The organism is Delftia acidovorans NBRC 14950 (assembly GCF_001598795.1).
Classification (GTDB): Bacteria; Pseudomonadota; Gammaproteobacteria; order Burkholderiales; family Burkholderiaceae_C; genus Comamonas; species Comamonas acidovorans.
Window position 1 is genome coordinate 21,271 of sequence record NZ_BCZP01000031.1, and the last position, 13,723, is coordinate 34,993.

The window sequence follows — 13,723 nt, forward strand, 5'->3', positions numbered from 1 at the left end:
CCAACGGCGCTTTCAGCCGCCCAGCTCATGCTCTCCGGGCATGACGAAGATGCTCTTGCCCTGCGTGTCGAAACCGGGCGGCGCAAAGCGCGCTACCGGGACATGGTTGTGCTGGATGGAGCTGACCTTCCACGCGAATGTGCGGCCCTGGCTGGTGAAATTCACGGTTTCGCCGCAGGCGATATTGATGGGCGCTTTCTGCGATAGATCGACAGTACGGTAGACGCCCGCAGGCGCGGGCGATCCGTAATAGGATTTGCCGTTTGCAAAGCGTTCCGCATGGGCCGGCAATGCAGCCATGACGATTGCTGCGGTGCCCAATATGAATATGGATTTCATTGAATATGCCTCCGAAATAGGGCGGATACATGGGCGGATTCATGAAATCCGCCATGAACTGTATTCAGTCCATGGCGGAGACTGTAGAGTCATCGGCTTCTATATATCAGGGCAGCCGGATGACATTTCAGCCATATTGCCGCAAATGCGTGGAAATTTTCAGAAACTGTGGCGCATGCCGAGTTCAGCGCCTGTGGAGCTGCCGCCCGCAGCCAGTCCGGTGGTGCCGCCATTGAGGCTGAAATTGGCCCCGCCCTTGTTGGTCACGCGTGCAAGGGTTCCATACAGCGCCGTGCGCCGCGACAGGTTGTGCACATAGCCGATCGCATACCTGTTGGCATCGCTGCCATTGAAGGCCACCGGGCCACGGCGCGAATCGGTGCGCACATAGGAGGCGCGGATGTAGTTCGCCCCCACGGGCACGGTAAGGCCGACCTGCCAGCGGTCCTCGGAGCCCGCGATGCGGGTTCCATAGGTGCCATAGGGCAGGTCCTCGCGCTGGAAATACCCCATCAGCTTGGCAAAGCCGAAATCGTAGGAGGCGCCTGCGCCGTATTGCTTGAGCTTGGTGCCCGCAGCATTCACATCGGTCGAGCCATAGGTGAGCGCCAGGTTCAGAGGACCGTTGTCGTAGGTCAGGCGGCTGCCGAAATGGCGGCCGGCGCTGCTCACGGGGTCTTCGTCCAGGGCATACATCACTTCTGCCTGGAAACCGCTCCATTTGGGAGTGAAGTACTGGATGGCGTTGTCGCTGCGGTAGTAGTTCGAGAAGGTGCCAGGCAGGCGGCTGATGATGTTGGAGTTTGCCAGGCCGATCACGTTGAACGGGTCGAACTTGGTGGGATTTTGCGCGGCCGGCGTGAAATCGCGGCCCAGGCGCAGCTCGCCGAAGCCGCCCGCCAAGCTCACCGTGGAGCGGCGCTGGAAGAACTTGCCATTGGCGTTTGTCGTGCCGGTGTCGGCATAGAGGTCTGACTCCAGCCAGAACTCGGCCCTCAATCCGCCGCCCAGATCCTCGGTGCCGCGAAAGCCAAACCGGCCCGATGACAGCCCGCTGTTGTTCATGGTCATGTTGCTGGGCAGATCGCTGTTCTTCACGTAGCGCCCATTGACGTCAACGATGCCGAACAGGGTGATGGATGACTGCGCGCTGGCCGCCAGCGAAATGACGGGCAGTGCGGCCGCCAATATACGATTGAATTTCATGCCTGGTCCTTGTATTGAATGTGGATTCCATGCGCATCCATTTCAAAACGGATGCTGTTGTAAATACTAGAATTCACAGGACGGCGCCAGGAGGCTTGAAAAGGAATCGACGGGGGGTGGCAAGCCAATCACAGGTTTTTAGGGCTCAACATGTTCCGTCCGGCCAACACCAATGGATTGCAATTCCATTCATGGCAGTTATCTTTCTTCAATATGTCTTGAATGTCACTTTTCTGTTGGGTAGATGGATTCTGGAGATTGATAGCATCCCGTGGGTTGAATCCGGTAAAGAAGAAAAAATCAATTCGTATCGGGTTGTTGATACGGCTGTGAGCGGGTATCGCAAGATAGGAGGGGACAGAAAAATGCGGCGCGAGGATGTCAAGCTGAGGATGCTGGCCAGGCGAGGGGACACGGGTGCCAGGCTTCAGCTCGGGGAGGCGTATCTGACCGGGGGCCCCGGCGTTTCCAGGAGCATCCCGGTGGGGTTGGAGTATCTGCAGGCCGCACTGCCTCAGGCCAGGCGCCAGGCCTCGGTCTGCATAGCCTTGCATCTGCCGCTCAGGGAGTTGCTGGAGCACGGGCTGCTGGAGACCCTGAGGATCGCGGCGGAGTATGAGGATGTCGGGCGCCAGAAGCTTGCCGCATGGCATCTCATCCGGGGGGAGCTCGATCTGGCGCTGGAGTGCCTTGGCAAGTGCAGCGCCGCCCTGCCAAGCCATCTGGCAAGCAGCGTGTCTGTGCACACATCCGGCGAGCTGCTGCAGGCGTTGCAGATCCTGCGCGCCATACAGCCGCTGGACATTGCCGAAGTCATGGCCTGCGAGGCCCGGCAGGCCATGGCCAAGGGCCAGTCGCACCGCGCCGTGCGGATGCTGGAGCTCCTGCGCGACCTGCCTCATGCCGCTCATGGCCCGGTCATGCAGCAGCTGATTGCCGACCTGGTCCACCAGGCGGAGGTGGCGGGCCATGACCTGGGACGGCTGACCGTGGGCTGTATCGAAGCCAGCCTGGACCGATGCGCCGCCAATGGCGACGTGCGCGCTTGCCACGTGCTTGGACGGGCGCTTTCGGGGCTGCCCTGTGCACACCTGGCTCCCGAAAACCTCGTGAATGCGCAGAACCTGCGCAAGGCCGCAGCCCTGCTGCTGCGCGCTGCCGATGGCGGCATCGTCACCGCCTGGCTGCACCTGTTCCGCATCTGCTCCGACTACCGCAGCTCGGTGGCCAATCCCACCCTGGCACGCTTTTGCCTGGAGAAGGCGGCACGTCACGGACTGCCCGAGGCCGAGCGCCGCCTGGGTGCACTGGTGCTGCGTGATGCCACGCACATCGAACCCATGGAACAGGGCGTGGCCCTGCTCCATGCTGCAGCGGCCAAGGGAGACGTGCTGGCCGGGCTGCTGCTGCGTTCCTTGCTGCTGCCCGTGGGCGGTGACAACGAGGAGGAGGCCCTCGCGGCCATCGAGGCCGTACAGCCAGATGCCCCGCTGCTGGCCATGCGCCTGCGCCTGGCGCGCGTGTTCGGGCTCACCAAGCTGGAGGCGCTGTCGGTCAATCCCTCGACCGCCATGCGTCCCTGGGGGCTGGTGGTGGGCCACAACCCCCTGGTGGCGAAGGCCCGGCTGTGCGAGCCCCGTGCCGTGCCCGCGACCACGCCCGATGCCCAGCGCTGCCTGGAGCAGGCCGCGTCCATGTTCTCGGCGCAGCACGGGGAATCCCTGGCGCCGGAAGGCTCGCTGAGGGCCCGATCCCTGCAGATGCGGCGGCTGTTTCACCGCCTGCAGATCAGTGAAACGGTCTTTTTCGCCTCCGCCTCCTCCCGGCAGCGCGAGGCCATTCGCGTTGGCACGAAATGGGCCAGGCGGCAGCAGCAGATCCTCCGGCAGGTGCTGGCCTGAGCCTCGCCTGTGCCCGCGTGCGAAGGAAATGACATGAAGATCCTGATCGTGGATGCCCACCCGCCGTCGGCGCAGTACCTGTGCCAGGGCCTGTGCCAGGACGGATTCAACGTCGATGTCGTGCATGACGGTCTGCAGGGCCGCAACCTGGCACTGAGCCGCGCCTACAGCCTGCTCGTGCTGGATCTGGACCTGCCTGGCCAGAGCGGGCGTGCGGTCCTGCAGGACCTGCTCCAGGCGGGCGGCACGCCCACCATCGTGGTCACCGCAAACGACAGTCTGGAGGACCAGGTGTTCTGCCTGCAGAACGGCGCCGATGACTACCTGGTCAAACCCGTCAGGTTGCCGGTGTTCCTGGCCCGTGCACGGCTGCGGATGCGAGGCTCTGCCGGCCAGGAGGGCCTGCGCCTGACATTGGCGGATCTGGTGCTGGACCTGTCGAAAAAGCGGGTCGAGCGTGCCGGCCGGCGACTGGACCTCACTCGCCAGGAATTCGCCGTGCTGTGGCTGCTGCTGCAGCGCCAGGGCGATGTGGTCACGCGCGCCGAACTGGTGCAGCAGGTCTGGAGCCTGCCCGTCGATGCGCTGAACAACGTGGTGGATGTGGCGGTGTGCAGGCTGCGCAGCAAGCTCGATGATCCCTATGCGGTCAAGCTGCTGCACACGGTGCGCGGCATGGGCTACTTGCTGGCGTTGCGCGACGGGGATCTGGCCAAGTAGCCCTGATCTGCACTGCCCTGCTCTGCCCTGGTGCGCCCGCCGCCACAACGCCGGGCATTCAGCCCAGCCACTGCCGGATGCGCCCCGCCAGCGCGTGGGCGCTGATGCCGTAGCGCTCATGCAGCGTGGGAAGGGCGCCCGCATCAAGGAAGGCGTCCGGCAGGCCCGCCAGCCGAAAGCGCGCGGGTCGCACATCACGCTCCAGCAGGGCGCCGGCCACGGCCTCGCCCAGGCCGCCCACCACCGAATGGTTCTCCGCCACCACCACCAGGCGCGGCCCGCTGGCCACGGCCTGCACGACGGCCTGCACATCCAGCGGCTTGATGGTGGCGCAGTGCAGCACGGCCGCGCCCACGTTGTCCGTGGCCAGCAGCTGGGCGGCCTCCAGCGCGCGCATGGTCATGAAGCCGCTGGAGATGATGAGCACCTCGCGGCCCTCGCGCAGCATCTTCGCCTTGCCCAGCTCGAAACGGTAGTCGTACTCGTCCAGCACCAGCGGCACGTTGCCGCGCAGCAGCCGCATGTAGACGGGGCCGCGGTGCGCCGCGATCTGGGGCACGGCCTGGGTGATGTCCAGCGCATCGCAGGGATCGACGATGGTCAGCCCCGGCACGGCCCGCATCATGGCCAGATCGTCCGTGGCCTGGTGGCTGGGGCCGTAGCCCGTGGTCAGGCCGGGCAGGGCGCAGCAGATCTTGACGTCCAGGTTTTCCTCGGCAATCACCTGGTGGATGAAGTCATAGGCCCGCCGCGTGCCGAACACCGCATAGGTGGTGGCAAAGGGCGTCAGCCCCTCCTTGGCCATGCCGCCGGCGGCGGCCATCAGCAGCTGCTCGGCCATGCCCATCTGGAAGAAGCGTTCGGGGTGGGCCTGGGCGAACAGGTGCAGGTCGGTGTACTTGGCCAGGTCGGCCGTCATGCCCACCACATCGGGCCGGCTGGCGGCCAGCTCCACCAGGGCCTTGCCGAAGGGCGCGGCCTGTACGCGCTGGCCCTCGGCGGCGATGGAGGCAATCATGGCCGAGGTGGTCGGCCGGGGCTTGGGGGTGGCAAGAGGCATGTTCATGGCAGGGCGGGCTCCAGGGGTTGCGATGCGTCCAGGATGGATAGGGCCTGCTGCCACTCGGGCGGATCGACGCGGATGAAATGGTTCTTCTCGCGCTGCTCCAGGAAGGGCACGCCCTTGCCCATCAGCGTGTCGCAGAGGATGACGCGGGGCTGGTCCTCGGCCAGCGCCCGTGCCGCGTCGAAGGCCTGGACGACCTGGGCCAGGTCGTTGCCGTCCACGCGCTGCACATGCCAGCCGAAGGCGGCCCATTTGTCGGCCAGCGGCTCGAAGCCCAGCATGCGCATGGACGGGCCATCGGCCTGCTGGTTGTTCACGTCCACCAGGCAGATCAGCCGGCCCAGGCCGTGGTGGGCGGCGGACAGCGCGGCCTCCCAGGTCGAGCCCTCGTCCAGCTCGCCGTCGGACATGGAGTTGTAGACAAAGGCATCGCTGCCCTTGTGGCGCAGCGCCAGCGCCATGCCCACGGCGATCGGCAGGCCCTGGCCCAGCGAGCCGCCCGAGATTTCCATGCCCGGTGTATAGCTGGCCATGCCCGACATGGGCAGGCGGCTGTCATCGCTGCCATAGGTCTGGAGTTCCTCGTCGGACAGGATGCCCGCCTCGGCCAGGGCCGCGTAGAAGGCGATGGCGTAGTGGCCGTGCGAGAGCAGGAAGCGGTCGCGGCCCTCCCACCCGGGCTCATCGGGCCGCAGCCGCAGCGCGTCGCCATAGGCCACGGCCAGCACATCGGCCCAGCCCAGGGCCTGGCCTATGTAGCCCTGGCCCTGCACCTCGCCCATTTGCAGGGCGCGGCGGCGTATGCGCCAGGCACAGGCCGCGAGCCGGTCCAGGCGCTGTTGCAGTTCTTGGTTCATGCATCGTCTCCTCGGGATGGAAGGGCGCGCGGCTCAGCGCAGGATGCTGGCCGGCACATAGGACACCAGCGCCAGCACCGCCAGCGCCACCAGGTAGAAGGGAATCAGCTCGCGCACGGTATGGCCCACCTTGACCCGGGCCAGCGAGCTCGTGATGAACAGCGTCGTGCCCACGGGCGGCGTGTACAGCCCCAGGGCCAGGTTCACGACCATCATGATTCCCAGCTGGGTCATGTCCATGCCGATGCTCTGGGCCAGTGGCACGAACACCGGCGTGAGCAGCAGCACGGCGGCCGGCAGGTCGATGAACATGCCGATGAAGAGCATCAGCAGGTTCATCAGCACGATCACCAGCCAGGCCGAATGCACATGCGACTGCACCCACTGCACGATGCCGTCGGGCATGCGGTCGAAGGTCAGCAGCCAGCCGATGGCCGACGAGGCCATGATCACCAGCAGCACCACGCCCGTGGCCAGGCCCGCATGCACCACCGCATCGTTGAGCCGGCGCCAGCCCAGGTCGCGGTAGATGGCGGCCGACACCAGGCCCGCATACAGCGTGGACAGCACGGCCACCTCGGTGGGCGTGGCGATGCCGAAGCGCAGGAACACGATGATCAGCACCGGCAGCAGCAGGGCCGGGCTGGCGTACAGCAGGTGGCGCCGGAAGGCGGGCCAGGCAAAGGGCGTGGTGTCGCGCGGAAAGCCGCGCCTGCGGCCCACCCACCAGCACACGCCCATGAAGCCCGCGCACATCAGCAGCCCCGGCAGGATGCCCGCCACGAACAGCGCCGCAATCGAGGCATTGGCGCTGAGCGCGAACAGGATCATGGGGATCGACGGCGGGATCAGGATGTCGATGGTGGCCGCCGCCGCCAGCGTGGCCGCCGAGAACGCGGGCGGGTAGCCCAGCCGCCTGTGCCACGGGATCATCAGCGAGCCGATGGCCGAGGCATCGGCCACGGCCGAGCCCGACACCCCGCCGAACAGCGTGGACGACATCACCCCCACCTGGGCCGGCCCGCCGTGAAAGCGCCCTATCAGCGCCGACAGCACGCCCACCAGGGCCTCGCCCAGGCGCCCGCCCATCATCAGCGAGCCGGTGAGCATGAAGAACGGGATGGCGATCAGCGGAAAGCTCTGCACCTGGGCCACCATCTGCTGCACCAGCAGGTCCAGCGGCACGCGGTCCGAGGTGGCGGCCGCCGCCATGGCGCCCATGAGCAGCGCGTGGGCAATGGGCATGGCGATCACGGCGCCCGCCATGAAGACGAAAAGCATGATGAAGGACATGGACCTGCCCCCTTCACCAGTGCACGGCGGCCACGGGCCGCGCGGGTTCGGCATCGGCACTTGGGGCATCGGCCGCATCTGCAGCCCCTGCGGATGCCCGGTCCCCGCCCGCCATGCAGGCGCGCCAGGCCGACTGCAGGGCCAGCAAGGCCAGCAGCGCCATGCCCACCATCACGCAGCCATAGGTCAGCGAGCCGGGAATGCCCAGGATCTGGCTGCGCTCGTCATGCACGATCTCCAGCATGTTCAGCGTGGACCAGGCCAGCGTGGCGTACAGGGCGGCCACGGCCAGCCAGCCCAGCACGGCCGTGGCGCGCTGCACGCGGGCCGGCAGGGCCTCGACCAGAAAGCTGGTGGTGATGTGGGCACCATGGGCGGCGGCCAGCACCACGCCCGACATCACCAGCCAGGGAAACAGCAGCTCGGGCACCTCGTTGGCCCATTGCAGGCTGGCGCCGCTGGCATAGCGCAGGGCGGTGTTGCACACCAGGATCACGAAGATCACCAGGGTGCTGGCCCACAGCACGGCGCGGCACAGGCCCGTGACCAGGCGTTCGATGAGGTTCATGGATGGCTCCCTGCACTTCACTGCGCGCCTGCGGCCTTGACGACCTTGGCGATATAGGGGCCCGCAGGGCTGGCCAGCCACTTGTCCTGCACCTTGGCCGTGGCCTGGGCGAAGGCCCGCGCGTCGATGGTGCTGACCTCCACGCCCTTGGCGCGGATGTCGTCCAGCAGCTTGTCGTCGGCCTCGCGCGCCAGCTGGCGCTGGTAGGCCGTGGCCTCCTGCGCGGCCTCGGTCAGCAGCGTGCGGTCGGCAGCCGGCAGCCGGTCCCAGCTGCGCTTGCCCATGATCAGTGGCGTCATCTGGAACATGTGGCCCGTCAGCGTCAGGTGCTTTTGCACCTCGTACAGCTTGCTGGCGTGGAAGTTGGCCAGCGGGTTCTCCTGGCCGTCGACCACGCCCTGCTGAAGGGCCACGTACAGCTCGGCGAACTTGATCTGCTGGGCCTCGGCGCCCAGGGCCTGGATGATGTCCACCAGCACCGCGTCGGGCGGCGTGCGCATCTTCAGGCCCTTGAGATCGTCCACGCTGCGCAGGGGCCGCTTGCTGTTGGTCATGTGGCGTATGCCGTTGTCCCAGTAGCCCAGCACCACCATGCCCTTGGCGGCCGATTTGTCGGCGAGCTCCCGGCCCAGCGGCCCGTCCAGCACCTGGAAGGCTCGGGCCGGCGTGGCGAAGAGAAACGGCATGCCATAGGCCGCGTACTCGGGCACGGCCGCTGCCACCGCGCCCTGGGAATTGGCCGACAGGTCCAGCGCGCCCGTGCGCAGGGCCGTCACCATGGCCGCGTCGTCGCCCAGCTGGGCCGAGGGGGCGACCTGCACCTCGATACGGCCCGCGCTGCGCGCCTTCACCAGTTCAGCGAACTTCAGCGAGGCCAGGTGGCGCGGATTGTCGGGCGCCGCGCCGTGGCCCAGCGTGAGCTTCACGGCCTGGGCGCCGGCCAGTGCCGGCAGCAGCAGGGCGCAGGCTGCCAAGGCCCTTGCGGCCAGGGCAGCGCGTTGGAAATGCTTGTTCTGCATGGTCTTGTCTCCTTTGCTTTTTGGGGGGCCATGCGCGCCATGGCCAGGCCGGTGGGGTGCGGGTGAGGATGCAGTCAGTGGATGAGCATCCCGCCGTTCACATCGAGCGTGATGCCCGTGCAATAGCCAGCCAGGTCGCTGGCCAGGAACACGCAGGCGCCGGCCACATCGTCGGCGCGGCCCAGGCGTGCCAGCGGAATCGTGGCGGAGATCTCGCGCTTGCGTTCGGGGCCGAGCTTGCCCTGGGTGATATCGGTCTCGATCAGGCCCGGCGTGACGCAGTTGATGCGTATGCCATCGCCGCCGAACTCGCGCGCCATGGCGCGGGCCAGGCCCAGCACCCCGGCCTTGGCGGCCGAGTAGTGCGGCCCGCCGAAGATGCCGCCGCCGCGCTGCGCCGAGACGGAGGAGATGCAGACGATGGCGCCCGCTTGCTGCCTGCGCATGGCCGGCAGCACGGCCTGGGACATGTACAGCGTGCCGCGCAGGCTCACGTCGAGCACGCGGTCGTAGTCGGCCCCGCCGATCTCCAGCGTGCCCACGGCCTGCGTGATGCCCGCGTTGTTGACCAGCGCGTCGATGCGGCCAAAGGCGCGCAGCACGGCGGCGGCCGCCGCCTCGCACGAGGGCTTGTCCGTCACGTCGGCCACCAGCCCCAGGTGCCCGTCGCCCAGCCGCGCGGCCGCGCCGGCCGGATCGGCCCGCTCCAGGTCGAGGATGGCCACGCGGGCCCCCTGGGCGGCCATCTGGCGCGCCGTGGCAAAACCGAGTCCGTTGATCCCTGCGCCGCCGGTGATGATGGCGACCCTGTCCTTGAGCAGCATGTGCCTGTCTCCGCTGTAGTGGTGGTGGATGCAGCCATCTTGGGCTGTCATGAGCATGAAGACAAACGATGTTTCATCAGCCTAAGATGACGGTTCTTCAGCTCACGTACGGGGTCTCCCGGGGTCTGCCCGTGAGCTGCCCGCGTCTTCGAGGAACTTGCCATGGCATCCATTCCCAGCAGTGCCCACCTGCAGGCCTTCGAGGCCGTGGCGCGCCGGCGCAGCTTCGCGCTGGCCGCTTCCGAGCTGCACTTGACGGCCTCGGCCGTCAGCCACCAGGTGGCCAAGCTGGAGGCGCAGCTGGGCGTGCGCCTGTTCGAGCGCAGCGCGCATGGCGTGCGCCTGAGCCGCCCGGGGCAGGCCTACCTGGAGCGCGTCGGTGGCGCGCTGGCGGCCATCGTCTCGGCGACCGAGGACCTGCGCCACAGCATGAGCAACAGCCTCTACGTGCACTGCGCGCCCAGCATCGCCAGCCTCTGGCTCATGCCCCGGCTGCGGGACTTTGCGCGGGCCTGCCCGCACATTGCGCTGAACCTGTCGGCTGCGCATTCGCACAGCGACTTCGCGCTGGGCCAGGCCGATATCGACATCCGCTACGGCATTGCGCAGTGGCCGGAGCTGGAGGTGGAGCCCCTGTTCGAGGAGCACATCCTGCCGCTGGCCAGCCCCGCCTTCGTGGCCGAGCATGGGCTGCAGCGCGTGCAGCAGTTGCTGCATGTACCGCTGATCCAGAGCAACGTCAGCATCGTCCAGTGGTCGGACTGGTTCCAGTCGTTCTCGCAGCTGCGCGCGCCAGAGCGCTTTGCCGTGCGTTTCGACCGCGCCCAGATGTCGCTGGACGCGGCCACGCAGGGCCTGGGCGTGGCGCTGGAAAGCGCCATGAATGCGGGCGGCCACATTGCCGACGGCCGGCTGGTGGCCCCCTTCGGTGTGGACCGGGCCCTGCGCGTCAAGGCCCACTTTGCCGTCTACCCCGCGCGCAACGCCCGGCGGCCCGCCGTGGCGGCCTTCCTGGCCTGGCTGCATGCCGAGGCTGCCCGCACCGAGCAGCAGCCCTGCCGCCAAAGCCCGGACTGAGTTGGCCGCCAGCCCCGAAAAAGGGCAGAACGGATATTCCTGCACCCATTGCGAAAAACCTGCGATGCAATTTCTCTATGAATGAGCCAGTGTGCGGCAAATGGTTTTATTGCCCCTGTTTTCGGTGAATGACGACGTGATTGCCAGCAGGGATTGGCAATAATTCGGGACAGCCATACACACAGGGAGTGCCACGCTGAAATGGCCAAATCAGCAAGACGCCGATTTATCGGACTGATCACGGTGAGCTACGGATTGTTCGCATTCGGCTGGATCCTTCTGTCCGACAAGCTGTTGTTCGCATTGGCAGGGAGTGCGGATATCGGCTGGCTTTCCGTCGTCAAAGGGCTGTTCTTTGTGCTGGCCACGGACTTCCTGCTGTTCTTCGCGCTGTGCTCGGTGCCGGCCGCGCACAGCGGCGGCGCCTCCGCCATCACCCAGGAAATGGGGCCGCGCCGTTTTCCGGTCTGGGCCTCCTATCTGTTTGCCCTGGCCATGAGCCTGGCCGTGCTGGCCGCCAGCAGCACGCTGGCCAGCCATTTCGGTGAACGCTCGCTGCTGCTGCTGTTCATGCTGCCCGTGCTGGTCAGTGCGCTGATCGGCGGCCTGGGGCCGGGCCTGCTGGCCACGGCCTTTGCCGCCTACAGCCTGGACCAGACCGACGGCGTCGCCGTGCGCGACTGGGCGCAGTGGGGCGTGGTGGCCGTCAACGGCCTGGCCGTGAGCGTGCTGGCTGAGACGCTGCAGCGCTCGCTGCGCAAGGCCAACATGCAGCGGCAATTGCTGGACTCGGTGATCTCGGGCACCTCGGACGCCGTCTTCGTGAAGGATCTGCGCGGGCGCTACCTGCTGGTCAACCGGGCCGCCGCCAGCCTGGTGGGCCGCCAGGCCGAGGACATCGTGGGCAAGGACGACTTCGCGCTCTTTCCCTTCGGCATCGCCAGCGCCATCCGCAGGAAGGACCGGGATGTGCTGCGCCAGGAGGTGGCCACGCATGAGGAGCAACTGACGGTGGCGCCCGGGCGGACGCTGGACCTCCTGGTCACCAAGGGCCCGGTGCGCAACACCGCAGGCCACATCGCGGGCCTGTTCGGCATCTCCCGGGACATCACCGAGCGCAAGCGCTTCGAGCGCGAGCTGGCCCAGGCCGCCGTGGTGTTCGACAGCAGCCACCAGGGCATCATGGTGGTCGATCCGGGGCGGCTCATCACGCGCGTCAACCCCGCCTTCACCCGCATCACCGGCTATGCGCCCGAGGACGTGATCGGCAAGACACCGCGCGTGCTGTCCTCGGGCCTGCACGGGCCGGAGTTCTACCGGCAGATCTGGGCCTGCATCGAGCGCGACGGCTTCTGGCACGGCGAGATCTGGAACCGCCGCAAGACGGGCGAGATCTTCGCCGAGATGCTGTCCATCTCCGCCGCGCAGGGCGCCGGTGGCGAGATCGAGCACTACATCGGCGTCTTCACCGACATCAGCCACATCAAGGCGCACGAGGCCGAGCTCGAGCGCGTCACGCACTACGACCTGCTCACCGGCCTGCCCAACCGCCGCCTGCTGATCGACCGGCTCAACCAAGCCATGCTGCGCACCGCGCGCGAGGGTCGCTCCCTGGCCGTGTGCTTCCTGGACCTGGACGGCTTCAAGGAAATCAACGACCTGCACGGCGCGGCCGCGGGCGATGCGCTGCTGGTGGGCGTGGCCGCCCACCTCAAGAGCGTGCTGCGCTCCGAGGACACGCTGGCCCGGCTCGGCGGCGACGAGTTCGTGCTGCTGCTGTCGCACATCGGCTCGGCCGAGCACTGCTCCACCATCCTCGACCGGGTGCTGGAGGCGGCCAGCCGTCCCGTGCCCGTGCAGGACCGGGTGCTGTCCGTGACCGCCAGCGTGGGTGTCAGCCTCTACCCCGACGACCAGGCCGACCCCGACCTGCTGCTGCGCCATGCCGACCAGGCCATGTGCGTGGCCAAGCAGGCCGGGCGCAACCGCTACCAGCTGTTCGATCCGGAAAACGACCGCAAGGCCCATGCGCGCCGCCTGCAGCTGGGCTGGCTGCGCCAGGCGCTGGAGAAGGGTGAATTCCTGCTGCACTACCAGCCCAAGGTGGAGCTGGGCGGCGGCAAGCTGGTGGGTGCCGAGGCCCTGCTGCGCTGGCATGACCCGCGCCAGGGCTTGCGCGCGCCGGGCGAGTTCCTGCCCTTTATCGCGGGCAGCGACCTGGAGCGGCCGCTGGGCGACTGGGTCATCGGCGAGGCCGTGGCCCAGGCGGCGCGTTGGTTCGGCCAGGGACTGGACCTGTGCGTGAGCATCAACGTCAGCGCCAACCAGCTGCTGGACGGCGGTTTCCACGCCAAGATGGCCCAGGTGCTGGCCTGCCACCCGGACCTGCCGCCGCACCTGATCGAGCTGGAAATCCTGGAAAGCGCCGCCATCGCCGACATGGAGCAGGCCATCCAGGTGATGGGCCAGTGCCGGCAGCTGGGCATACGCTTTGCGCTGGACGACTTCGGCACCGGCTACTCCTCGCTCACCTACCTGCGCAAGCTGCCCGTGCAGTCGCTCAAGATCGACCAGAGCTTCGTGCGCGACATGCTGGCCGACCCGGACGACCTGGGCATCGTCGAAGGCGTCATCCAGCTGGCCAGCACCTTCCAGCTCGAATCGGTGGCCGAAGGCGTGGAAACGCCCAAGCATGCGCGCCGCCTGCGCGACATGGGCTGCCACGTGGCCCAGGGCTACGGCATCGCCCGGCCCATGCCCGCCGACCAGCTGCCCGCCTGGGCCGCGCGCTGGCAGGCCGGGGACAACTGGCTGGCGCATGGGCGGCATATGCCGTCCGAGGCCTGAGCTTCG

Annotated in this window: 13 protein-coding genes; 4 read left to right on the forward strand and 9 right to left on the reverse strand. The window is 67.4% G+C overall.

Annotated elements, in window-relative coordinates; all coding sequences use genetic code 11:
* Nucleotides 1-12: 12 nt before the first annotated feature.
* The 3 genes from DA1_RS25935 to DA1_RS31425 form a co-directional block, all read right to left on the reverse strand.
* Nucleotides 13-300, reverse strand: coding sequence for a CzcE family metal-binding protein (locus tag DA1_RS25935; RefSeq protein WP_224986389.1), 288 nt, complete (start codon nucleotides 298-300; stop codon nucleotides 13-15).
* Between the two features lie 198 nt (nucleotides 301-498).
* Nucleotides 499-1,545, reverse strand: a complete 1,047-nt coding sequence (locus tag DA1_RS25940; protein ID WP_013804713.1) for a porin — start codon at nucleotides 1,543-1,545, stop codon at nucleotides 499-501.
* Between the two features lie 128 nt (nucleotides 1,546-1,673).
* Nucleotides 1,674-2,267, reverse strand: a complete 594-nt coding sequence (locus tag DA1_RS31425) for a hypothetical protein (RefSeq protein ID WP_230590695.1) — start codon at nucleotides 2,265-2,267, stop codon at nucleotides 1,674-1,676.
* A 12-nt stretch (nucleotides 2,268-2,279) separates the two neighbouring features.
* Here DA1_RS31425 and DA1_RS25945 point away from each other — a divergent pair, with 12 nt between their 5' ends.
* Entirely contained in the window at nucleotides 2,280-3,446 is a 1,167-nt protein-coding gene (locus DA1_RS25945) for a hypothetical protein (RefSeq protein WP_230590696.1), read from the forward strand.
* 33 nt (nucleotides 3,447-3,479) lie between these two features.
* The gene (locus DA1_RS25950) at nucleotides 3,480-4,166 is read left to right on the forward strand and encodes a winged helix-turn-helix domain-containing protein (RefSeq protein ID WP_034389584.1); all 687 of its coding nucleotides are present in this window, start codon (nucleotides 3,480-3,482) and stop codon (nucleotides 4,164-4,166) included.
* Nucleotides 4,167-4,224: 58 nt separating this feature from the next.
* Here the strand turns inward: DA1_RS25950 and DA1_RS25955 are convergent, their stop codons facing one another.
* The 6 genes from DA1_RS25955 to DA1_RS25980 all read right to left on the reverse strand — a co-directional run bounded on the left by DA1_RS25955 (nucleotide 4,225) and on the right by DA1_RS25980 (nucleotide 9,793).
* On the reverse strand, nucleotides 4,225-5,232 hold the full coding sequence (locus tag DA1_RS25955; RefSeq protein WP_034389586.1) for a transketolase family protein: 1,008 nt from the start codon (nucleotides 5,230-5,232) through the stop codon (nucleotides 4,225-4,227).
* Nucleotides 5,229-6,089 (reverse strand): transketolase, encoded by an 861-nt coding sequence (locus DA1_RS25960; protein ID WP_034389588.1) that lies wholly within the window; start codon nucleotides 6,087-6,089, stop codon nucleotides 5,229-5,231. The genes DA1_RS25955 and DA1_RS25960 overlap by 4 nt, the downstream gene beginning before the upstream one ends.
* A gap of 33 nt (nucleotides 6,090-6,122) precedes the next feature.
* Nucleotides 6,123-7,382, reverse strand: coding sequence for a TRAP transporter large permease (locus DA1_RS25965; protein ID WP_034389590.1), 1,260 nt, complete (start codon nucleotides 7,380-7,382; stop codon nucleotides 6,123-6,125).
* Between the two features lie 13 nt (nucleotides 7,383-7,395).
* Nucleotides 7,396-7,950: a TRAP transporter small permease gene (locus DA1_RS25970; protein ID WP_034389591.1), complete on the reverse strand. Its 555-nt coding sequence runs from the start codon at nucleotides 7,948-7,950 to the stop codon at nucleotides 7,396-7,398.
* A gap of 17 nt (nucleotides 7,951-7,967) precedes the next feature.
* Nucleotides 7,968-8,969 carry a TRAP transporter substrate-binding protein gene (locus tag DA1_RS25975; protein WP_034389596.1) on the reverse strand — a complete coding sequence of 334 codons (1,002 nt, stop codon included), beginning with the start codon at nucleotides 8,967-8,969 and terminating at the stop codon, nucleotides 7,968-7,970.
* A 74-nt stretch (nucleotides 8,970-9,043) separates the two neighbouring features.
* A complete protein-coding gene (locus DA1_RS25980; protein ID WP_013804706.1) occupies nucleotides 9,044-9,793 on the reverse strand; it encodes an SDR family NAD(P)-dependent oxidoreductase in 750 nt (249 codons plus the stop codon).
* Between the two features lie 162 nt (nucleotides 9,794-9,955).
* Between DA1_RS25980 and DA1_RS25985 the strand changes: the two genes are divergently transcribed.
* The gene (locus DA1_RS25985; RefSeq protein WP_034389598.1) at nucleotides 9,956-10,870 is read left to right on the forward strand and encodes a LysR substrate-binding domain-containing protein; all 915 of its coding nucleotides are present in this window, start codon (nucleotides 9,956-9,958) and stop codon (nucleotides 10,868-10,870) included.
* A 243-nt stretch (nucleotides 10,871-11,113) separates the two neighbouring features.
* Nucleotides 11,114-13,717 carry a putative bifunctional diguanylate cyclase/phosphodiesterase gene (locus DA1_RS25990; protein WP_034389599.1) on the forward strand — a complete coding sequence of 868 codons (2,604 nt, stop codon included), beginning with the start codon at nucleotides 11,114-11,116 and terminating at the stop codon, nucleotides 13,715-13,717.
* Nucleotides 13,718-13,723 lie beyond the last annotated feature (6 nt).